This is a genomic window from Acinetobacter sp. AOR12_HL (assembly GCF_027855275.1).
Lineage (GTDB): Bacteria > Pseudomonadota > Gammaproteobacteria > Pseudomonadales > Moraxellaceae > Acinetobacter > Acinetobacter baumannii.
Genome location: NZ_JAKTIJ010000041.1, coordinates 112,895 through 134,941, shown reverse-complemented (window position 1 = coordinate 134,941; position 22,047 = coordinate 112,895). Strand labels below are relative to the sequence as shown.

The 22,047-nt window shown below is 40.2% G+C and carries 23 protein-coding genes; 8 read left to right on the top strand and 15 right to left on the bottom strand.

Annotated features, from left to right (window positions below; genetic code table 11):
• Positions 1-16: 16 nt before the first annotated feature.
• A complete protein-coding gene (gene ribF, locus MKL36_RS18825; protein ID WP_000771825.1) occupies positions 17-1,018 on the bottom strand; it encodes a bifunctional riboflavin kinase/FAD synthetase in 1,002 nt (333 codons plus the stop codon).
• Positions 1,019-1,226: 208 nt separating this feature from the next.
• On the opposite strand from ribF, the gene MKL36_RS18820 reads away from it, so the two are divergent.
• Together MKL36_RS18820 and MKL36_RS18815 are read left to right on the top strand one after the other, a co-directional pair.
• Entirely contained in the window at positions 1,227-2,360 is a 1,134-nt protein-coding gene (locus MKL36_RS18820; RefSeq protein ID WP_000828368.1) for a TDT family transporter, read from the top strand.
• 80 nt (positions 2,361-2,440) lie between these two features.
• Entirely contained in the window at positions 2,441-3,007 is a 567-nt protein-coding gene (locus MKL36_RS18815; RefSeq protein ID WP_021510357.1) for a 5'-methylthioadenosine/S-adenosylhomocysteine nucleosidase family protein, read from the top strand.
• A gap of 34 nt (positions 3,008-3,041) precedes the next feature.
• Here the strand turns inward: MKL36_RS18815 and MKL36_RS18810 are convergent, their stop codons facing one another.
• The 12 genes from MKL36_RS18810 to ubiG form a co-directional block, all read right to left on the bottom strand.
• On the bottom strand, positions 3,042-3,662 hold the full coding sequence (locus MKL36_RS18810; RefSeq protein WP_001186827.1) for a TetR/AcrR family transcriptional regulator: 621 nt from the start codon (positions 3,660-3,662) through the stop codon (positions 3,042-3,044).
• A gap of 260 nt (positions 3,663-3,922) precedes the next feature.
• Positions 3,923-4,723: an ABC transporter ATP-binding protein gene (locus tag MKL36_RS18805; RefSeq protein ID WP_000183283.1), complete on the bottom strand. Its 801-nt coding sequence runs from the start codon at positions 4,721-4,723 to the stop codon at positions 3,923-3,925.
• Positions 4,724-4,736: 13 nt separating this feature from the next.
• Entirely contained in the window at positions 4,737-5,534 is a 798-nt protein-coding gene (gene ssuC / locus MKL36_RS18800; protein ID WP_000031022.1) for an aliphatic sulfonate ABC transporter permease SsuC, read from the bottom strand.
• Entirely contained in the window at positions 5,531-6,706 is a 1,176-nt protein-coding gene (ssuD, locus tag MKL36_RS18795; protein WP_000689552.1) for an FMNH2-dependent alkanesulfonate monooxygenase, read from the bottom strand. Before ssuD ends, ssuC begins: the two co-directional genes overlap by 4 nt.
• Positions 6,707-6,732: 26 nt before the next feature.
• Positions 6,733-7,716, bottom strand: a complete 984-nt coding sequence (locus MKL36_RS18790; protein ID WP_001164677.1) for a sulfonate ABC transporter substrate-binding protein — start codon at positions 7,714-7,716, stop codon at positions 6,733-6,735.
• Between the two features lie 71 nt (positions 7,717-7,787).
• Positions 7,788-8,756, bottom strand: a complete 969-nt coding sequence (locus MKL36_RS18785) for a sulfonate ABC transporter substrate-binding protein (RefSeq protein WP_001173275.1) — start codon at positions 8,754-8,756, stop codon at positions 7,788-7,790.
• A gap of 333 nt (positions 8,757-9,089) precedes the next feature.
• Positions 9,090-10,445 (bottom strand): amino-acid N-acetyltransferase, encoded by a 1,356-nt coding sequence (argA, locus tag MKL36_RS18780; protein ID WP_086374040.1) that lies wholly within the window; start codon positions 10,443-10,445, stop codon positions 9,090-9,092.
• A gap of 120 nt (positions 10,446-10,565) precedes the next feature.
• Positions 10,566-10,886 carry an RcnB family protein gene (locus MKL36_RS18775; RefSeq protein WP_071217740.1) on the bottom strand — a complete coding sequence of 107 codons (321 nt, stop codon included), beginning with the start codon at positions 10,884-10,886 and terminating at the stop codon, positions 10,566-10,568.
• 222 nt (positions 10,887-11,108) lie between these two features.
• Positions 11,109-11,519 carry an RcnB family protein gene (locus MKL36_RS18770; RefSeq protein ID WP_000732887.1) on the bottom strand — a complete coding sequence of 137 codons (411 nt, stop codon included), beginning with the start codon at positions 11,517-11,519 and terminating at the stop codon, positions 11,109-11,111.
• A 217-nt stretch (positions 11,520-11,736) separates the two neighbouring features.
• On the bottom strand, positions 11,737-12,483 hold the full coding sequence (locus MKL36_RS18765) for a YciK family oxidoreductase (protein WP_000877608.1): 747 nt from the start codon (positions 12,481-12,483) through the stop codon (positions 11,737-11,739).
• A 65-nt stretch (positions 12,484-12,548) separates the two neighbouring features.
• On the bottom strand, positions 12,549-13,250 hold the full coding sequence (locus MKL36_RS18760; protein WP_000973871.1) for an HAD family hydrolase: 702 nt from the start codon (positions 13,248-13,250) through the stop codon (positions 12,549-12,551).
• Entirely contained in the window at positions 13,247-13,960 is a 714-nt protein-coding gene (ubiG, locus tag MKL36_RS18755; protein WP_000080759.1) for a bifunctional 2-polyprenyl-6-hydroxyphenol methylase/3-demethylubiquinol 3-O-methyltransferase UbiG, read from the bottom strand. The genes MKL36_RS18760 and ubiG overlap by 4 nt, the downstream gene beginning before the upstream one ends.
• 179 nt (positions 13,961-14,139) lie before the next feature.
• On the opposite strand from ubiG, the gene MKL36_RS18750 reads away from it, so the two are divergent.
• Positions 14,140-14,757, top strand: a complete 618-nt coding sequence (locus MKL36_RS18750) for a thiol:disulfide interchange protein DsbA/DsbL (RefSeq protein ID WP_002120747.1) — start codon at positions 14,140-14,142, stop codon at positions 14,755-14,757.
• An 89-nt stretch (positions 14,758-14,846) separates the two neighbouring features.
• Here the strand turns inward: MKL36_RS18750 and MKL36_RS18745 are convergent, their stop codons facing one another.
• Both MKL36_RS18745 and MKL36_RS18740 read right to left on the bottom strand, forming a co-directional pair.
• Positions 14,847-15,494 (bottom strand): TetR/AcrR family transcriptional regulator, encoded by a 648-nt coding sequence (locus MKL36_RS18745; RefSeq protein WP_001047027.1) that lies wholly within the window; start codon positions 15,492-15,494, stop codon positions 14,847-14,849.
• A gap of 136 nt (positions 15,495-15,630) precedes the next feature.
• On the bottom strand, positions 15,631-16,269 hold the full coding sequence (locus tag MKL36_RS18740; RefSeq protein ID WP_000027529.1) for a TetR family transcriptional regulator: 639 nt from the start codon (positions 16,267-16,269) through the stop codon (positions 15,631-15,633).
• 173 nt (positions 16,270-16,442) lie between these two features.
• Here MKL36_RS18740 and MKL36_RS18735 point away from each other — a divergent pair, with 173 nt between their 5' ends.
• The 5 genes from MKL36_RS18735 (at position 16,443) to MKL36_RS18715 (ending at position 21,973) form a co-directional block, all read left to right on the top strand.
• Positions 16,443-17,468, top strand: a complete 1,026-nt coding sequence (locus MKL36_RS18735) for a ferredoxin reductase (protein WP_002123339.1) — start codon at positions 16,443-16,445, stop codon at positions 17,466-17,468.
• Positions 17,469-17,498: 30 nt separating this feature from the next.
• Positions 17,499-18,641 carry a fatty acid desaturase family protein gene (locus tag MKL36_RS18730; RefSeq protein WP_147506181.1) on the top strand — a complete coding sequence of 381 codons (1,143 nt, stop codon included), beginning with the start codon at positions 17,499-17,501 and terminating at the stop codon, positions 18,639-18,641.
• Between the two features lie 158 nt (positions 18,642-18,799).
• Complete coding sequence (gene rph, locus MKL36_RS18725; RefSeq protein ID WP_001217232.1) at positions 18,800-19,516, top strand: ribonuclease PH; 717 nt, start codon at positions 18,800-18,802, stop codon at positions 19,514-19,516.
• 133 nt (positions 19,517-19,649) lie between these two features.
• Positions 19,650-19,784: a hypothetical protein gene (locus MKL36_RS18720; protein WP_255787789.1), complete on the top strand. Its 135-nt coding sequence runs from the start codon at positions 19,650-19,652 to the stop codon at positions 19,782-19,784.
• A 20-nt stretch (positions 19,785-19,804) separates the two neighbouring features.
• Positions 19,805-21,973 carry a phosphocholine-specific phospholipase C gene (locus MKL36_RS18715; RefSeq protein WP_001081736.1) on the top strand — a complete coding sequence of 723 codons (2,169 nt, stop codon included), beginning with the start codon at positions 19,805-19,807 and terminating at the stop codon, positions 21,971-21,973.
• The last annotated feature ends 74 nt before the right edge of the window (positions 21,974-22,047 follow it).

The following is a 22,047-nucleotide window of genomic DNA, read 5'->3' as shown; positions in this document are numbered from 1 at the left end:
ACAATCAAAATTCGAATTAAAAAGGAAATTGTGTCGTGTCGTTACGATATTGTCGTAATTGCTGCACGTCATTATCAATTCCTGCCTTAAGTGCTTCAAGCGAAGGGTAGTTCAATTCACCATGAAGATAGTGAAGAAAAGTCACCCGCATAAATAAGCCATACAGATTAGCAGAAACATCAGGGAAATGTACTTCTAATCTCCACTCTGGATGTTCTTGCTGAATGGCTGGACGAGTACCGACATGACCTGCACCATAGAGGCTGTTTTCATGATATCCGGCAATTCCTGGCTTTTCAGGATTATCCTGAAGCACTTTTTGAGTTAGCGAAGTTGTTTCGCAAATGACTTCAACGCCATAAATACCATTTAAACAAGGCTTATGACGGTTGAGACGAACATTAATCGTTGGGAAATCTAAAGTTCGTCCAATTTGGTCGCCATATTGAACACGACCGGTAATACTGTACGGACGGCCTAATAATTTAGCTGCTAAAGCGAGATTACCCACTTGAAGCACTTGGCGAATACGGGTTGAACTGACGCGTTCACCTTCGAGTTCAATCGTATGTAAATTTGTGACTTGAAAGCCGTAATTCTTTAAGAATTCGCTATTGCCTTGTCGGTCTTTGCCGAAATGAAAGTCATCTCCTAAAACCAAAGCTTGAGCATTTAATTTGTCTTTTAATAAATCTGCAAACTCAGAAGCACTCATGCTACGGAAATGCTGGTCAAACTTGGCAACCGCAATGTAATCCACCCCAAGTTCAGCTAGATATTCAACTTTTTCCCGTAATGAATTAATACGAGGTGGGGCATCGTAGCCTTTAAAGAACTCAAGCGGTTGGGGCTCAAAAATCATGACCAATGTTTTTAAGCCTTGTGCTGCAGCAATTTTTTTGAGTTGAGCAATCATCGCTTGGTGACCTAAATGGACACCATCAAAATTACCAATAGTTACCGCTGTTTGTGGTAACTGGAAATTGGGCGATAACGCATTAAGACGAAGCAGTTTCATGAACTTAAAATATGGCTATTTTTGCAAGGGCTATATATTGCCATAATCTCACAGATTCGTCTTGTTGTTGTGTTTTTACTCAGGTATTTTTCAATACGAATACTTTTTATATCTAAAAAAATGATGAATTAAATAAAAATAAATCAATTTTTCTTATTATTAATTTATCCTACTATAGCCTCATCCACTCTTTGATTAGAGACTTAAGATGAAAAGACCCTTTTACCAATTAAATCAAAGTAAAGATGTTATACGGCATTTTACCCCAAATTGGTTTACAGCAACTATGGGTACTGGCGTGGTCAGTATGATTTTAATTCAGCTTCCATTTGCCAAATCATTTTTATTTATGCTGGCTACGCTGTTATGGCAATTTAATATTGTTCTATTTAGTGTTTTTTCAGTTCTCTATTTATTGCGGTGGTTACTCTTCCCGCATGAAGCGAAGCAAATATTTAATCATCCAAATATGAGCTTGTTTTTAGGTGCTATACCGATGGGGCTTGCAACCATACTAAATGGCTTTTTAAGCTTCGGAATCGGACTTTACGGCGAAGTGGCAGTTCATATCGCCCAAGCTTTGTGGTACATCGACGTTTTTTTAGCACTAGCAATTGCGTGGATCATCCCATTTTGCATGTTTAGCCGTCAGAATCATCAGCTACATACCATGACTGCAATTTGGCTTTTACCTGTAGTTGCTTGTGAAGTCGCAGCAAGTTCTGCGGGCATGTTGGTTGCACATTTACCAGCAGATGTGCATGGCTTTCATTTATTGTTAGCAGGTTACGTACTTTGGGGAATCTCTGTTTTACCTGCATTTGCCATTTTAACGATTTTAATGCTACGTATGGCTTTGCATCAGTTACCAGAAAAAGAAGTCGCGATTTCTAGCTGGCTTTCTTTAGGCCCGATTGGGACAGGTGCTTTAGGTCTATTATTGCTAGGTGAGCAGGCACAAAGAGTATTTGTAAATGTTGGCTTTCCTGAGTTTGCCTATGTATTTCAAGCCTTGGGCGTTGTGGGTAGTCTGGTACTTTTAGGCTTTGGGTTATGGTGGCTTGGTCTTGCGATTTTAACAACACTTCGTCATGCAAAGACAGGTATTCCGTTTAACTTGGGTTGGTGGGGTTTAACCTTCCCATTTGGTGTGTTTATTTTGGCTTTATTTAATTTAGGTCATCAGATTGAAGTTGTATTTTTACAATACGTCGCTGTGGCATTCAGTATTTTATTATTAGTGATGTGGAGCGTGGTAATGAAGAAAACCTTAGCCGGAGCATACAGTGGCAAGCTATTCTTCTCTCCATGTTTGGTGGCTTTACAACAAAGAATGCAGTAAAGGTGAAAAGGTGCAAAAAGCTTTTGCACCTGATTTATACTTACTTTCTAATTTTGTTAATTCTGATTTGAGCTTTTTGAATGAACACAGATACCGCTTTAATTATGGCACTTCCCAACGAATCTAAAGGTTTATTCGAGCAAGCAGGTATCGAAGTCCATTACAGTGGGATTGGTAAGATCAACGCTGCTTTTAAAGCGTTTGAAGTTATTCAAAAAACAGGCTGTAAAACTTTAATTAACTTAGGTACAGCAGGAAGTTCATCTTTTAATCGGCACGATTTAGTAGAAATAAAAACTTTTGTACAACGTGATATGGACGTTTCACCTTTAGGATTTGAAATTGGGGTAACGCCGTTAGATGACCACTTGGCGGCTGAAATTCATCTCCAAACGCATTTTGCGGATTTACCAAAAGGAATTTGTGGGACAGGGGACTCATTTGAAACGGGTCAGCCGAAGGTCGCTTGTGATGTGGTCGATATGGAAGGCTATGCGTTAGCAAAAGTTTGCCACAAGTTAGGTGTACGTTTAATTTCGGTGAAATATATTACTGATGGAGCAGATGATACGGCTCATTTGGATTGGGAAGAAAACTTATTATTGGGTGCACAAAAGCTTTTAGCACTTTATCAAAATCATTTCTAAAAAAAGATCGGCAAATTTGCCGATCTTTTTTATTTTAGCGAGGTAATACGCCGTAGAGCATCATATGTACCGTATGCTCAATCGAACGCTGGAACATACTGCGGTTACGAAGCGTTTTCCCGGTTACCATTTCCATTTGAGTTGCAAAATCGGCATAGTTTTGCGTAAGACCCCAAATATTGAGAATTAAAAGTTCCGGGTCGATATCCGGTGAAATTTTTCCTTGTTCTTGCCAAGTTTGAATGACCTTAGCTTTGCGCTTAAATAGCTTTTTCAAGGGCCCTTTCAGTATAGGCAAAATATGCGGTGCCCCTTGAATAATTTCTAAAGCAAATAGTCGCGAAGCTTTTGGTTGGCTACGAGAAAGTTCGATTTTTTGAATTAAATAATGAGACAAGGCTTCGGCTGGTTCTAACTCAGCTTCTAAGGTTTGTAAGGGAGCTAGCCATTTTTGTAAAACTGTGGTCAGCACTTCCACATATAAAGACTCTTTATTTTCATAGTAATAGAAAATATTCGACTTATGCATGTCAGCGAGTTGGGCAATTTCATCCAGACTTGCGCCACTGAACCCATATAGTGAAAACACATCAAGGGCGGCAGCAAGAAGCTGATTGCGCTTTTGGGTACTCTTCTTTTGTTCCATTTGCTGCATAAATTAAAAAGATAGTATTCCCATTGTAAGGTAAATCGTTTGATTTGTGCACAGGTGTCTCACTTTTTTAGTGAAAAAACGGATAGTTATTTGAGCAATAGATATACTATTGTGCAAAAAATAGAGAGATTCACTAGTTTATTGTTATTCTTAAAAATATTTTTTAATCTTTGCCCTAAAAAAGAGCAATAAATCATCAGTTTTATTGCTCGTTAATTGGGCATTTTTCGGTTGAATGGTTCTCATTACTCATCTCAACCTTAAGTGGCTAAAACGGCATCGAGTACTTGTTGTTCAAGCTGAGCAAAAGTAATGCTCTTTTTCCGTGGACGCGGCAAATTAACTTGAAAACTTTGAGCAATCTGACCTTTATCTAACAATATAATGCGGTCAGCCAGTTGCACAGCTTCACTTACATCGTGTGTGACTAAAATGGCAGTAAAACCTTGCTCTTTCCATAAACGTTCAATCAAGCTTTGCATCTCAAGACGAGTTAACGCGTCTAATGCACCCAAAGGTTCATCTAACAATAAAATACGGGGAGTATGAGATAACGCACGGGCTAGGGCTGTACGTTGTCGTTGACCACCTGAGAGCTGTGAAGGCCATTGTCCCGCTTTTTCTTTTAAACCTACTTTCTCTAATAATTCTTCTGCCAAAGCATGTTGCGATTTTGGTAGCCCAAGTTGAACGTTCTGAAGAATATTTCTCCAAGGCAGTAACCGTGGGTCTTGAAACATAACCCGTATGTCATCGTTAGTAATACCTTCACGCAAATGTCGGGCAGATTTAAATTTGATTTCTCCAAAACTGGCTTTTTCAAGTTGGGCAATTAAGCGCAATAAAGTACTTTTACCGCAGCCACTACGACCAACAATAGCTAAAAATTCGCCCGGTTGAATATGAAGGTTAAGATCTTCAAGAACTTTAACTTCACCATAAAACTTATAAAGCTGTTCAATCAGAATCTCTGCGCCTACCACAGGTTCTTGTAACTCTGGATGGTTTTCTGGAATGAGCTCTACGTCATTCTGATTAATATTTAAATTCAGATTTGTCATATTCTAAGCTCCTTTATTTTTGATAACCGGCATGCCAGCGTAGTAAATAACGTTCTAAAAGTTGCGCTAGAACATCGGCTAATTTGCCTAATAGGGCATAAAGAAGAATACCGACCAGAACTACATCTGTTTGCAAAAATTCTCGTGCATTCATAGTCATATAGCCAATACCTGCTTGTGCTGAAATAGTCTCAGCTACAATGAGCAGCACCCAAACCAGACCTAAAGCAAAACGTAAACCAACTAAAATCGAGGGCATCGCACCCGGTAGAATAATTTCTTTGTAAAGCTGCCAACGTGAAAGACCATAGCTTTTACCCATCTCAATTAATTGTGGATCGACTGAACGGATACCGTGATAGGTGTTGATATAAATAGGGAAGAAGACTCCGACCGCCACCAAAAATAATTTGGCTGTTTCATCAATACCGAACCACAAGATAACCAGTGGAATAAGTGCTAATGCTGGGATGTTACGAATCATTTGCAAGGTTGTATCGAGCAGGGTAGAGGCGAAACGTGAAGACCCATTGAGCAGACCCAATAGCAAACCTAAACCACCACCAATAAATAGTCCGAGTAAGGCTCGTCCTGCACTGACTTTAACGTGTTGCCAAAGCTCGCCGCTAATGAGTAGATGCCAAAAAGCAGAAACGACAGCCGTAGGAGCCGGCAGAATACGATTTTCTAAAAGGCCTGAACTCGATGCAATTTGCCAAACAACCAATAGAACAATCGGGAAAATCCAAGGCAGCAGACGCTGCCCGACTTGCTTCGTTCCACGTGAAACAATATTTATATCTTTGCTCATGCAGGCTCCTTGACGGAACTATTTTGTTTCTTCTCGTCTGGAACATAGTTGTTGGCAATGATTTCACCGAATGGACCAGTTAAGTTTGGCTGAGCAAGTTTAGCTCGGGTCTCGATTGGTAATAATGGGAATACTAACTCTGCAAAACGGATTGACTCTTCAAGGTGTGGATAGCCTGAGAAAATAAAGGTATCGATACCTAAATCCGCATATTCTTGAATACGTGCAGCAACGGTTTCAGGATCGCCGACAAGTGCTGTACCTGCACCACCGCGGACTAGACCGATACCTGCCCAAAGATTTGGGGATACTTCAAGTTTGTCTCGATTACCGCCGTGTAGAGCAGCCATACGTTGCTGACCCACTGAGTCCATTTGTGCAAATTTTTTCTGTGCTGCAGCAATAGTTGCATCATCCAGATATTGGATAAGCTCGTTAGCTGCTGCCCATGCTTGTTCATTGGTTTCACGAACAATGACATGCAAACGAATGCCATAAGTTAATTTACGGCCCTTAGCCTCCGCTTTAGCACGAACATGTTCGATCTTTTCTTTCACGGCTGCTGGTGGTTCACCCCAAGTCAGGTAGGTATCGACTTGCTCAGCCGCGAGTTCAACAGCAACATCTGAAGAACCACCGAACCAAAGAGGTGGATAAGGCTTTTGAACAGGTGGATAAAGTAGCTTTGCATCATCTACTTGTAAGCGTTCACCGTGGAATGTAAAAGCTTCACCCGTATGTGAACGCGTCAAAATTTCACGCCAGATTTTTACGTATTCATTGGCTGTTTGATAACGCGTTGAGTGATCTTCATATAAACCATCCCCACGTAGTTCTGCTTCATCACCACCAGTCACTAAGTTGAGTAGAACACGACCATTCGACAAGCGGTCAAATGTTGCAGCCATACGAGCTGCCAACGCTGGTGTTGTTACCCCTGGACGTAATGCAACTAAAAACTTAAGGTGTTGAGTTGCATCAATTAGGCTTGCCGCCGTAATCCATGGGTCTTCACATGAACGGCCCGTTGGAATAAGTACACCTTCGTAACCCAAGTTATCTACTGCCACAGCAATTTGCTTCATATAGGCATGGTCAACCTGACGAGCGCCTTTACTTGTACCTAAATAGCGACTATCACCGTGGGTAGGAATAAACCAGAAAATTTTCATGTGCATTACCTATATATCTATTGAAATTACTTGGCACCCCAAACAGCTTGTTTAATGCTGATTGGTTTAGGGATGATGCCTTGTTGAGTAAAGATGTCTGCAAGCTGCTGTTGTTCAGCAATGACTTTGCTGTTAAGTGGAGCTGCCGATGATGGACGTGGACGGCGTTTAATAAATAAGTCACTGGTCGCAGGTTTTAGGCCTGTACTTTGGCCAATCGCACTTGCAGTTTCTGCTTGATGGCTTTGAACCCATTTGTCAGCTTGATTGATCTGTTTGATGAGTCCTGGAACAGCTTTTGGATATTGCTTAACAAAATTTGGAGCGGCTAAGTAAAAGGTATAGTTCGGGCTTAGGCCTTTACCAGATGCAAGAACACGAGCTTGGTCTTCTAGTTGTGCTGAAGCGTAGTACGGATCCCATATTGCCCATGCATCAACAGCACCCTTTTGGAATGCAGCGCGAGCATCGGCAGGTGTGAGCCAAATTGGGGTAATGTCGCTCCATTTTAAGCCTGCTTTACGTACGGCCTGTACAAGTAGGTAATGTGAGCTAGAACCTTTCTGTAGCGCAATACGTTTACCTTTTAGGTCCTTAAGCTGTTTTAGTTGTGAGTTTTTGGGAACTAAAATTGCTGAGGCCAATGGTTTGGCTGCTTCATAAGCAATGTAATATAAAGGCTTGCCAGCGGCTTGAGCGTAGACCGGGGGCGTGTCTCCAGTAACGCCAACATCGAGTGAGCCAACAGCTAAGGCTTCTAAAATTTGAGGGCCAGCGGGGAACTCATTCCAAGTGATTTTGGCATTTGGAAATTCTTGTTCAAATAGTTTCTGCTGTTTGGCAATCGCGAAGTTAATCGAACTTTTTTGAAAACCAATACGAAGTTCTTTCACTGTTGGGTCAATTGCCCAAGCAGGTGCTGCGATTGTTAAACCTAATACAGCGACCGCGCTAAAGCGCTTAACTAACTGAGTCCACTGACTCTTATTAAATAATGACTGATGTTGCATATTGATATCCTTGTTCCCTTAACACAAGGCACAGCATTTATATCGTTATTTAAGCTGTGCCCAAGCTGGGTTTATTTCAGTTTTAAAATGGCTTCTTGAATGGTGAGCTTGTTGGGAATGAGCTTTTGCGCGTAGAAGGCATCAGCTACATATTGTTGTTCTTGAGCTACCTTGTCAGATATTGGCTGAACTCCAAAACCCATACGTGAAATGGATGTTTTGAGTACATCAAACTCAAGTGCCGTAGGTTTTTCGAGTAACTTGGCAGCCTCATCTTGGTGTGTGCTGACCCATTCAGTTGTCTGGTTTAGCGTTTGTACAACCGTGTTCAGAACTTTTGGATTATTTTCTGCAAATTTACGATCAGCTAAGTAGAACTGATGATTGCTTACCAAGTTTTCACCTGTTGCCAGAACGCGGGCCTGAATTTGATGTTCAGCTGCTGCAAAGAACGGATCCCAAATCACCCATGCGTCGACAGCTCCTTTTTCAAAGGCTGCACGCGCATCTGATGGTGGTAAATAAACAGGTTGAATATCACTTAAGCTCAAGTGATTTGCTTCTAAGACTTTTAATAAAAGGTAGTGAACATTCGAACCTTTATTCAGTGCGACACGTTTTCCTTTTAAGTCTTTAATAGACTGGATTGGAGAATCTTTTTGTACTAATAACGCTTCTGCTTTTGGTGCAGCAGGTTGATTTGCGACATAGACTAAATTTGGATTGGCTGCTTGAGCAAAAATAGGTGGTGCTTCACCTGCTTCGCCTAACGAAACACTTCCTACATTTAGGCCTTCAAGTAATTGAGGTCCCGCAGGAAACTCGACCCATTTCACTTGTACGCCTTGATCTTTGAGTGCTTTTTCCAAGTCACCACGTGCTTTTAGAATAGGAAGGATGCCATATTTCTGATAGCCGATATTTAAAGTTGTCGTGGTGTGCTCCTCTTTTTTGGCACAACCACCTAGCATCATCACTCCCGCAAGGCTGGCAGCAATGACTGAATATTTTGCCCATGAAGTGGAATTAAAAAGTGCCATGTGGTTTCGTGCTCCCCGAAAGAGAAAAAGAAAAATAATTGGATGAGCAGATACCCTAAAGGGATTTTTATTTCGTAAAAAATAAATATTCAGTCTTTATTTATGCAAAAAAAAGCTAAAAACTTTCGGCGATAAACTTATGCAAAAAAATGATTTATTGAACAGAATAATATTTATAAAAAGATATTTAAGTATATGTAAATAAAATAAAAATTATTAAAATAGCAAAATTTAAAGATTTAAAAAAAGTACAACCATACATTAATTACCTTTATGGTTGTACTTTTTAGACTAAGCTTATCTGAAATAAGAATATCTTAAAAAATGCATAGTCTAGGGAAGCAATTTTTTAAAGACTAAAGAATTTCTTTGATAGTTATAAAGTGCCTGACGGGCATTTGGTAAGTCATCCACACTCACCTGATGGAAACCGTGCTCTAAGAACCAGTGCGCGGTACGGGTGGTTAAAACGAACAATTGACGAATGCCTTGTTGTTTGGCCTTTTCTTCTAGAAATTGCAGAATTTGGCTGCCACGGTTCGATTTACGATAACTTGGGTGTACTGCCACACAAGCAATTTCTGCTGAACGTGTTTCATTAAACTCAGTCGGAATTGGATAAAGGGCAGCGCAAGCCAAAATCATACCGTCTCGTTCAATGACAGCGAACTGGTTAATTTCTTGTTCTAAACGCTCACGTGAGCGATACACCAAAATGCCTTCTTCTTCTAATGGGCGTAAAAGGTTCATTAATCCGCCGACATCTTGAATATGCGCCATACGAACTTCTTCATAATGCGCATCGGTAATCATGGTACCCACACCATCACGCGTAAAGAGTTCTTCAATAAGCGCGCCATCATAAGAATAAGAAATTAGATGGACACGATGTACACCCGATAAAGATGCTTTTTTTGCTTCTTGCAAATGTAGGGTTAGGGTTGGGTGTGTGGTTTGGTATTGTTGAATATAGTAATCAAGCTGGTGTGGGCTTAATTCACGCAGTAATTGCCCATCTTCGTTAGGTAAACCTTGTTGCTCACCTAAAAAGATTAATTTATCTGCCTTTAAATAAGTCGAAGTTTTGGTTGCCACTTCTTCAGCTCTTAAATTAAATACTTCACCTGTGGTTGAATAGCCCGTTGGGCCAAGTAAAACAATATTATTGTTATCAAGATGACGTTCAATAGCGTCTGTATCTATTGAACGAACTTCGCCTGTAAGCTGAAAATCCATTCCTTCACGAATACCATAAGGTTTAGCGGTTACAAAATTACCTGATACGACATCTATTCGAGCGCCATACATTGGAGAGTTAGCTAAACCCATAGATAACAATGCTTCGATTTCTAATCGAATAGACCCTACAGCACTCATGACACAGCTTAAAGATTCGCGTGTAGTAATACGGCAGTTATCATAAAAAGGGGTTTCAATCCCTTTTTCTTTAAGGTTGTGATTAATTTGTGGACGTGCGCCATGCACTAAGATTAAACGGATGCCAAGAGAATGTAATAAGGCAATATCGTGAATAATATGTTCGAAATTAGGATCGCGGACTGCTTCACCGCCAAACATTAAAACAAAAGTTTTATCACGATGCGCATTGATGTAGGGTGCTGAATGTCGGAACCAATGTACATAATGCTGGGTATTATTATGTGATTTCTCTAAAGACTTAGTTGGCATACCGATCTCGAATCAACAGCAAAAAGATATAAAGAGGATTCTAAACAAAAAAGCTCAAAGTCGCATGTTTTAGATAAAAAAACACCCAAATTAGCTTTGGGTGTTAGATGTTTTATGAACTTAACGAATTACTTTAATAATTTTATGGCTTTGCTCATTTACGAGTACATAATTTCCGTTCACCTTATACCATTTTTGATAACGACCTGGCTTAGACAATTTCTGGTGTGAACGGTAGTCAATGACATAACGTGGATGTTGGTATTGTTGCGGTACGACTTGGCCTGCACGCCAGATATTCGCATGGTCATCTTTATGAATGACTTTAACGGTTTTTGTCTCATATCCTTGGTGGTGATAATGGTCGTGAGGCGCAGCCATTGCTGTTGTTGCGATTAAACCACTCATTGAAAGAATAATTGCTGTTGTTATCTTTTTCATCGTAAACCTCGAATGATCTATTAAATTTCGATAATTGAAGATTAGTGAAAAATTACAGATAAATCGTGAAGGCGAAGAATAATAAATGTGAAAATTTTCTATGAAATAAGAAGAAATTTAGAAGATTTAAATTTTTATATCATATTGATATAAAAATAAAAAAAGGATAAAGCCGATCAGCTTCATCCTTTCCTACTAAGCGATAGTGAGGAGCTATCTATCTTAGAAACCGCGAATACTCACAATACTGTTAGAGTCCGTGTCGACTAAAATATAGTCATTGTTAATTTTGTACCACTGCTGGTTACGATCGGGTTTAGGTAAGTTATTGTCTTTATAGTCGACTTTATAACCATTACCACGATAGTGCTGTGGCATCACATAACCTGGCTGCCAACGATGTTGTTTCAGACGCTCAAAGCCACGTTCCTCACGCATACGGCGTTCATCGCGAACACGATCACCATTATCGTCACGGTCAAATTTATGCCCACGATCATTCCATTCACCACGAGGTCCGCCTTTAGGACCTTTCGGGCCATGTCCTCGGTCAAAAGGAGGATCAGCAAAGCTTGCCATACTGGTGGTCAGTACAGTGATGCAAAGGGCTAAGATGGTGAACAACTTTTTCATGATGCATCCTCGTTTACATCTGATGTCTCTCATGTTGAATACTGTACGCGCAAAATGCAGAGAAACTGTGAAGATCATTTAATGCTTCAATTAAAATTACGGATAAATCCAGCGTTTTTCTCAATAATAAAAAAGGCTTGTATATATCTTTTCAGGTATAGCCAAGCCAGATGTGATGATCGGCTATAAATTATTTTAGCTTTTCATCTGTAATTATTTAATCCTGTGCATCAATACTTTGTCCATTGAGCGTTAAGCTATCTTCACCCATTAAATAAAGATAAGCCGGCATGATGGACTCCGGTGTTGGTAATGTTTTCGGATCTTCTTCAGGATAAGCTTTAGCACGCATGGCAGTACGTGTAGCTCCTGGGTTAATACAATTAAAGCGAATATTTGGATAAGTATGCTCAGCCGCAAAAATCTTGCTCACCGCTTCAATCGCGACTTTCGAGACAGAATACGCACCCCAGAGCGCGCGTGCCTCACGGCCTACACCTGAGCTGGTAAATACGACAGAAGCGTTTTCTGACTTTTGTAATAGCGGTAATAAAGCTTGGGTTAAAGCAAATGGTGCACGTAAATTGACTGCCATCACATCATCCCATACTTCTGCTGGATAATGTGCAAGTTCTACCCGCTCACCCAAAATACCCGCATTATGCAAAATGCCATCCAGACGACCAAATTGTTTTTCTAGTGTACTTACTAAAAAGTCATAATCGCGATCGGAAGCACTCGAAAGCTGGAGGGGTAAAATAGCAGGTTGAGGTGCGCCTAAACCTTCAATTTCATCATAAATTACTTCAAGTTTATTTAAGGTTCTACCATGCAAGACGACAGTTGCACCATGTAAAGCATAACTGAGGGCCGCAGCTCGCCCAATTCCATCACCAGCACCAGTGATTAAAATAATTCGATCTTTGAGTAGATCCGGACGAGGTTGATATTCTGAATATTTCATTGGTAAACCTCCTTCTTTTTATATTGATATAAGTAACCGTTAAAAAAGCTTATAAAACTCTTGTGTTAACTTATCATACGCTGATTTTCCTGTAGAGCAGGAAGCTTTTGACGTAACAACTCGTGTAATTCTGTCACCGTATTTACAATCGAATCGGCTTGCCAAGCGTTTAAATCATCCCGATGTTCGATAGGTAAATAGCCATAAGCTGCCAAGATGGTATACATATCAGCATTGCGGCCTGCATCGATATCACGTGGGTGATCCCCCACATAGATGATTTCATTTGCCGGGATATTTAACTGCTTTGCAGCCAAATACATTGGTTCCGGGTCTGGCTTGGTTTTAGAAACATCTTCAGGACATACCAAAACCGCACAGCGTTCTGTCAGGTTTAACTTTTCTAGAAGAGATTCACTTAAACCACGTGGTTTATTGGTGACAATACCCCACGGAATTTGCTGAGCTTCTAACTCTTCTAAAAGTGGATACATCCCTTCAAACAGGTCAGTATCGACAACAATATTATTGCCATACAAATCTAAAAAATTTTGTCGATGTGCCAAGAAAATTGGATTGGTCACATCCAGCTCTGGGTAGACCAATTTGACCATCGCACGGGCACCTTCAGACACTTGTGTACGAATAAGATCGGCTTCTACAACAGGGCGTCTTGCATCACGGCACATTTGTTGAATAATACGAATAAAGTCGGCAGCCGTATCGATGAGCGTGCCGTCTAAATCAAATAAAACAGCCTTCATCATGCACCTGTCTTTACTGTATGAACCATATAGTTAACATCAACATTTGGCGCTAACCAATAACGCTTCGTAATTGGGTTGTAGTGTAAGCCCGTCATTTCTTTTAACGTTAAGCCTGCATTACGAATATCATGTGCCATTTCAGATGGGCGAATAAACTTGTGATAATCATGCGTACCTTTTGGCAGCATGCGCAGCACATATTCAGCACCAATAATGGCGAATAAATAAGATTTCGGGTTACGGTTGATGGTCGAGAAGAACACATGGCCACCGGGTTTAACCAAAGTCTGACATGCTTTTACAATGGATGCCGGGTCTGGAACGTGTTCCATCATTTCCATGCAAGTGACCACATCATATTGGCCTGCTTGTTCTTGCGCCAACTCTTCAACTGGAATTTGACGATATTCAATATTTTGAACATTTTCTTGTTGAGCATGCAAACGGCCTACAGCTAAAGGCGCTTCACCCATATCAATGCCCAGTACATCTGCTCCACGACGTGCCATGCTTTCAGCCAAAATCCCGCCGCCACAGCCGACATCAAGTACTTTTTTACCGGCAAGGCCACCTGCACGTTCATCAATCCAGTTTAAGCGTAAAGGATTGATTTGATGAAGTGGGCGAAATTCAGAATGTTGATCCCACCATTTGGCAGCAAGTGCTTCAAATTTTGCGATTTCTTGTAAATCAACATTCAATTGCGACATGGTGTCACCTCTAAACTTGGGTTATCTTTTTGATGTAGTTCGCCGTTAGTGTAGCGATTATTGGGAAAAAAGCGATAAACCCAATAAAAAACTTCACAGAAGCAAAACGAATTTAGCATATTTGTTTTATATTTAGGGCATAAGCTAATGCATAACAACTTAGAGGAAAAGCTGTAACAATGAAAAAATTGGTTTTGGGTGGTTTGAGTGCAGCAATTATGGCCGTATCGGGTAGTGCAATGGCAGCAGATTTTGTTGCTGGTAAAGACTACACCGTGATTGCCAATCCAGGCAAAGTGGAAGTTCCGGGGAAAATCGAAGTTCGAGAGTTCTTTTGGTATGGATGTCCACACTGTTTCAAACTTGAACCGCATATGCAAACGTGGTTAAAGCAGATTCCTAAAGATGTACGTTTTGTTCGTACACCTGCTGCAATGAATAAAATGTGGGAACAAGGGGCGCGTACGTATTATACATCTGAGGCATTAGGTGTACGTAAACGCACGCATTTACCACTGTTCCATGCGATTCAAGTGAACGGTCAACAAATTTTTGATCAGGCTTCTGCTGCGAAATTCTTTACCCGTTATGGCGTACCTGAGCAGAAATTTAATAGTACTTACAACTCGTTTGCAGTAACTGCGAAAGTTGCCGAGTCAAATAAACTTGCTCAACAATACCAATTAACAGGCGTACCTGCAGTTGTCGTGAATGGTAAATATGTTGTGCAGGGTGAAGATGGTAAGGTCACTCAAGTTCTTAATTATTTAATTGAGAAAGAACGTAAAGCAAAATAAGTTGTTTAGGCTTTACTTCAAAAAAATGGGCTTCATGTGAAGCCCATTTTTATATTTAATTTATCGTTAATAATCACGAAATAATTCAATTAATTTTGAGAATTCTCGTCTTCAATCTGAAAATTTAGCGCATCAAAATTGGTAGTTTGGGTAGGTAGTGATAATGCTTGATTAATATATAAATTAATTAATTTTTGGCGAGAACCAATCGAACGCTGATAATAAGTTGAGTTTAAAAGCAACGATGCACCGTAAGTGAGTGACCAGATATAAGATAAATAGTCACGAATCGACATGTCATAATTTAATGATTTTAAATAACTTTCTGTAATATCTTTAATCGCTAGAATACGTTGTTGACGAACTTCATAAAGCTCTTCAAAAAGATGCTTCAACTTAGACTCTGTCATCGTCAGATTTTCTTCAAGTTGATGCAATAAAATCGTTTTTCCCGGTGTGAGCAAATGGTGGAGCATGTACCGTGGTGCATACTCTTTAAAATCAGTATTATATTTTTGAGAAATTTCTAAAATTTGTTTTTCATTTTGAATAATCAATTCAAGCAGAAGTTCATTTTTACTTCTAAAGTGCTTATAAAGCGTACCTTTTGCAATATCTAGCTCGGCCACTAATTCATCTAGAGTAATTTCCTGATTGTTTTCTAGTAACAATTTTTCTGCAACGCTTAGAATTTTTTCTTTGCGCATCAAAAACTGTGTATGACGATCAAGATTCATAGGTATTCCCACACCAGTTTGGCCTAACGAATAGTTTACTTCCTGTAAAAAGAAAAAGACTTTTCTCGAAATTTTCGCCTTTTTCTTTCACTCTTTACGTATTAACACATAACCTGTTTTTTGTCATTTGCCAGTTTTACCGTTCCCAGTTAGCAATGCCTCTAAACAGTAAGCGAACTTGTGTAGACGCATTTTCGATAAATGCAGTTTGTTGCTGTTTAAGTTGCTCACCTTGATATTGTTTGGCGAGGTTGAGCCACGTCATTGCCCATGTAAATGACATATTGGTCAAAATGGTAGATAAGACATTTAAGTCTTGAGGATTTTGAATATGTTTAAAATTTTCGAGTTTAGTCAGATCTGTTGTGAGATCTTCAATCAAAAATTCAATTTCTCTAGCAATTGCTGCACGGACCGTTTCTGAACCACCCCAACGTTCAGCAATCATAAATTGCCACTGTTTAGGGCTATGGTTCACTGCCTGCACAAATAGTTCAATACTGGTTTGGGTTTTTGCAGACTTGTGCTGTAAATAACTCTGGCCAAGTTGATGTAAAACGCTTTTTAAATGTAGGGCAACTTGGTCAACTAACTCTTTCCCGAGTTCATCCATGTCTTGAAAATGACGATAGAACGCTGTTGGCACTAAACCCACTTCACGTGCAACTTCACGCAAACTGATACTACTGAACGAACGCCCAGACGTGCTCAGATGCAAGGCTGCATCGAGAAGTGCCTGACGACTTTGCTGTTTTCGTTCATCCCGTATCGACATTAAAAAAACCTATTTAAACCGTGAGCCAAAGTCTAACAAAAAAGAGCAAACTTTCATAAAAAAAATAGTGAACAAGTGTTGACTGAGTGAACACTTATAAATATAGTGTACATATGTTCACTATACGAACATGTGTTCACTCAAATAAATAGCCAGAAACAAAAGAGGAACGTATGAACGCAACACTTAACTATCAACCACATTGGGTTCGAGAAGATTTCGTTGATTTTGTTTTGCAGAAAATTAACGCAACTTGGGCTTGGAAAAGGGTACTTGCAGAAGTTACCGCTGTTCAGCCGCTTCATACCGATATGGTGCTGATCAAACTTAAACCAAATCGTAATTTTAATTTCGAACAGGTTTGTGCGGGACATAGCATTCTATTGACGTTGCTTATCGATGGCGTTTACCAACAACGTAGCTATTCGATTATTGAAGTAACCACTCAAGGTGAAATCGCTTTAGGTATTAAAGTACAAGGCTTAGTGTCTCGTGCAGCTCAACTATTACATGTAGGCGAGTGTGTTGAGATTTCACAGCCACAAGGTGATTTTACTTTGCATCAAGGTCAGCAGCCTGCAATTTTAATTGCCTCAGGAAGCGGTATTACTGCACTTTATTCACTCTTGCAGCAAGCTTTGAAACAGCAGCTTGAACAAATCCATGTCATTTATTTTAATCGTGCAGAAATTTTTCATGCCGAATTAAAAGCTTTGGCAGAACAGCACCCACAGCTTCAATATCATTTTTTTAATACCACCGAGCAAAAGCAGCATTTAACTGAAAGCTTACTGCAAAAGCTGGTTCCAGATTTTGCGCAGACTGCGACCTATATATGTGGGCACCACGGCATGATGCAGCAGGCGAATGAAATTTATACGCAAAAAGGTGCTCAGTCTCAACTTCACCAAGAATATTTCCAACCACTTCAAGTGACTGGTACACATGCAGCACAGCCTGTTATTTTCCGCTGTGCTCAACACGAATTTTTAGCTGAAACAAATTTACTGAGCAGTGCAGAGCAGGCGGGACTACGCCCGCAACATGGCTGCCGTATGGGTGTTTGTAATAAATGCAGTTGTACCAAAGTGAGCGGAGTCACTCAAAACCTGTTAACAGGTGAAATTGAAGACCAACCAAACCGTCCAATTAAACTATGCGTGAGTCAGGCATTAAGCCCCGTCACGATTGATCTATAAAAAGAATTAAAGAGGATTAACCCTATGAATATGGCATTAGAATTTTCTACCGTTTCTAAATCTGCTCATTTAACACCTGAGCAAATTGAAGAATTTGGCCGCCGTGTTGAACAGATTCGTCAAGATGTTATGCAAAGCCTTGGTGAGCAAGATGCAAAATATATCTATAAAGTCCGTAACTTCGTTCGCTATACCGAAATCGCATCACGTGGCATGTTGATGTTTGGTGGCTGGATTCCTCCTGTCTGGTTATTGGGTACAGGTTTACTGGGTATTTCTAAAATTATAGAAAACATGGAACTTGGTCATAACGTTATGCACGGTCAGTTTGACTGGTTAAATGAACCAAGTCTGAATGGTAATACCTATGATTGGGATACCATTGCCTCTGGTGATGACTGGCGTGAAACACACAACTATGTACACCACACCTATACCAATATTGTCGGTAAAGACCATGATGTCGGATATGGTATTTTGCGAGTAAGTGATCAACAGAAGTGGGAACCTCGTCACCTATTTAATATTCCTCTGGCTCTACAGTTAATGTTTTTCTTTGAATGGTATGTAGGTGTACAAAATCTACATCTTGAAGATGCATTAGTTTATAAAACCAAAAGCTGGAAACAGGTGTGGGAAGATGCGGCTAAGGTCCGTAAAAAAGCAACACGCCAAGTTTTAAAGGATTATGTGTTTTTTCCTGTGATCTCTGGTCCTATGTTTTTACCGGTTTTTGCAGGCAATGTAGTTGCTAATATTATTCGTAACTTGTGGTCATCTGCTGTGATTTTTAATGGTCATTTTACTGAAGATGCAGAAACGTTTGAGCCGGATAATACCGATACTGAAACTAAGGCAGAGTGGTATTTACGTCAGATTCGTGGTTCAAGTAATTTTAGTGGTACAGAATGGCTTCATTTTATGAGTGGTAATTTAAGCCATCAAATCGAACACCATTTATTTCCAGATATGCCTGCCAACCGCTATAAAGAAGTAGCACCGAAAATTAAGGCACTCTGTGCAGAATACGGCATTAACTACAATGAAGCTAATTTCATGCGTCAGTTCTGGAGTGTATGGGTGCGTTTAGCAAAATGCTCATTACCAAACCACACCACTGCAAAAGTGATGCAGACATTAGAAAAATTAAAAGCAAAATTCAAATTTGCCTAATAGATAGACCAATAAATAGCTCCTAAAAAGGGGCTATTTTTATTTTTAAGTCATGAAAAGTGCAGACTTACATTTGAAAGTAGGGAATAAACTCAACCTGTCAAAATCCTTTGCTATACTATGCCCAAGTTTGTATTTAAGAGAATTTAGGAAGGATTATGCGTATTGACCAACGTGCATTAGACCAATTACGTGAAGTGAAAATTACACGAAACTACACCCGTTATGCTGAAGGTTCTGTGCTGGTCGAATTTGGTCACACCAAAGTCCTTTGTACTGCAAGCATTGATAACTCAGTGCCACGCTTTCTAAAAGGCCAAGGTCAAGGCTGGGTAACAGCAGAATATGGCATGTTACCGCGCTCAACACACTCACGTTGTGATCGTGAAGCTGCTCGTGGCAAACAAACTGGTCGTACTCAAGAGATCCAACGTCTGATTGGCCGTAGCCTACGTGCGATGGTTGATTTGAAAAAGCTTGGTGAAAACACGATTACGATCGACTGCGATGTCATTCAGGCTGATGGTGGTACACGTACTGCTTCAATCACTGGTGCTGCTGTAGCATTGGTTGATGCGATGAATGTTTTACTTGCACAGAAAAAAATTAAGCAAGATCCGCTTAAAGGCTTAGTTGCTGCAATTTCTGTAGGCATGTATCAAGATGAAGTATTACTTGATCTTTGTTATGAAGAAGACTCGAACTGTCAAACTGACTTAAATGTCGTGATGACACAAGCAGGTGAGTTTATTGAAATTCAAGGTACTGCCGAAGACAAACCTTTTACCCGTGCTCAAAGCAATGCCATGTTAGAAATGGCCGAAAAAGGAATTGCCGAGCTTATTAAAAAGCAACAAGAAGCTTTAGGTTGGTAATTTTAATCTTTCTAAAAAACGCATCTTCGGATGCGTTTTTTTATGCCTTCATCAAATCGACATAAAAACATCACTTGTCTGTCACTTTTACGCTTTATTAGTAGTTCGCATTTAAAACGTTTGGAAAGAACTAATGCGAAAACTTTCACTTTTATTAATTACATCTTTAGCACTCATGCTCAGTGCTTGTAACGATGATAATGACTCAGATAATTCATCGCCAACAACACCGCCTACCAGTAATTGCAAAATGCACTGTGCACCATAATAAAACTCAGGATAGAACTAATGAATCGTCGCGAATTTCTTTTAAATTCTACAAAAACAATGTTTGGGACCGCTGCTCTGGCGAGTTTCCCGCTGAGTATTCAAAAAGCGTTAGCAATTGACGCCAAAGTTGAAAGTGGAACTATTCAAGATGTTAAACACATTGTGATTTTGACTCAGGAAAACCGTTCATTTGATAATTATTTTGGAACACTCAAAGGTGTACGTGGTTTCGGTGACCGTTTTACCATTCCTATGACAGAAGGCCGAAAGGTTTGGGAACAATATGATGCGAATAAAAAGAAAGTATTGCCATACCATCTCGACAGCCGTTTAGGAAATGCTCAGCGTGTTTCAGGTACACCTCACTCTTGGTCTGATGGACAAGCAGCTTGGGACAACGGTCGTATGAGTGATTGGGTGGCATATAAAAAACCGCAGTCGATGGGCTATTACAAAAAGCAAGAAGTTGAATATCAATTTGCCTTAGCGAATGCTTTTACGATTTGTGATGCCTACCACTGTGCCATGCATGCAGGAACTAACCCGAACCGTAAATTTATCTGGACGGGAACCAATGGCCCTACAGGTGCAGGTGTTGCGAGTGTGGTAAATGAATTTGATGGAATTGGACCATCAACAGAAGGTTATGAATGGACGACGTATCCTGAGCGTTTACTGCAGGCTGGCGTGACATGGAAAGTTTATCAAAATATGCCAGATAACTTTACCGATAACCCTTTAGCTGGTTTCAAGCAATATCGCCGTGCAAATGAGCAATCTGGTCAACCTGTCAGTAACGACACACTAACGTGTCCAGCATATGATGAAAAGATTGATGCGACTCAACCACTTTACAAAGGTATTGCCAATACCATGCCGGACGGTGGTTTTTTAGGAACTTTTAAAGCTGATATTGCGCAGGGTAAATTACCGCAAGTGAGTTGGTTAGTTGCTCCGGCAACTTACAGTGAACATCCAGGGCCATCTAGTCCTGTACAAGGCGCTTGGTATATTCAGGAAGTATTAAATGCATTAACTGAAAACCCTCAAGTGTGGAGCCAAACCGTTTTATTGGTGAACTTCGATGAAAATGACGGTTTCTTTGACCATGTTCCTTCACCAAGTGCACCTTCTAAAGATATAAACGGTGTTGTATATGGAAAAACCACTTTAACGGACCAACAAGTGTCTTATGAGTACTTTAACCATCCAGCAGTAGCGACTTCAAAATCTCAACCTAAGCCAGATGGTCGAGTGTATGGTCCGGGTGTACGCGTTCCAATGTATGTGATTTCGCCGTGGAGCCGTGGAGGATGGGTAAATTCTCAAGTCTTTGATCATACTTCTATTTTACAATTCTTAGAAAAACGTTTTGGTGTGCAAGAACCTAACATTAGCCCATACCGCCGTGCTGTATGTGGTGATTTAACAACGGCATTTAATTTTAAAACACCGAATCTTTTGCCTGTTGCTGAACTAGATGGGAAGAAAACCAAAGCCGAAGCCGATGCGATTCGTGTCGCTCAAGCTTTATTGCCCCAAGTTCCTGTTCCGAGCCAGCAACAATTTCCTCAGCAGGAAATGGGAATTCGACCATCGCGTGCTTTACCTTATATTTTGCACACCAGTGCCAAAGTCGATGCCACTCAAAAAACGGTTAAACTGATGTTCTCCAATACGGGTAAACAGGCAGCCGTTTTCCATGTCTATAACCGATTAGATCTTACGGCAATTCCACGCCGTTATATGGTTGAGGCGGGCAAACAGCTTGATGACGTGTGGAATACTATCAATGGACAGTATGATTTATGGGTACTTGGACCAAATGGTTTTCACCGTGCGTTTAAAGGTAATTTAAGTCAAGCTAATCAGACTCAAGCATTACCGGAAATTAGAGTATGTGTGGAAGAGTGTGATGCGAATTTATATTTAAAAGTGCGTCATGATGGTAATAAGTCAGTCAAGCTCACTGTCAAGGCAAATGCTTATCTGCCAAACAAGACATGGGCGATAGAAACCAATAGTTCTGAAAAAGAACTGGTTTGGGATATGTCTGAATTTGGTGGTTGGTATGATTTTACGGTGACATTAGCGGAAGATGCGACGTTTAGTCGCCGTTTTGCAGGACGTATAGAAACTCAAGAAGATTCAATTTCTGATCCATATATGGGATATTTAGAGTCTTAAGTTGCTGTAATGCATGAATATTAAGCTGAAGTCTTAGTTAATAATTATTTTAAATTAGTTAGCACGACGGAGTC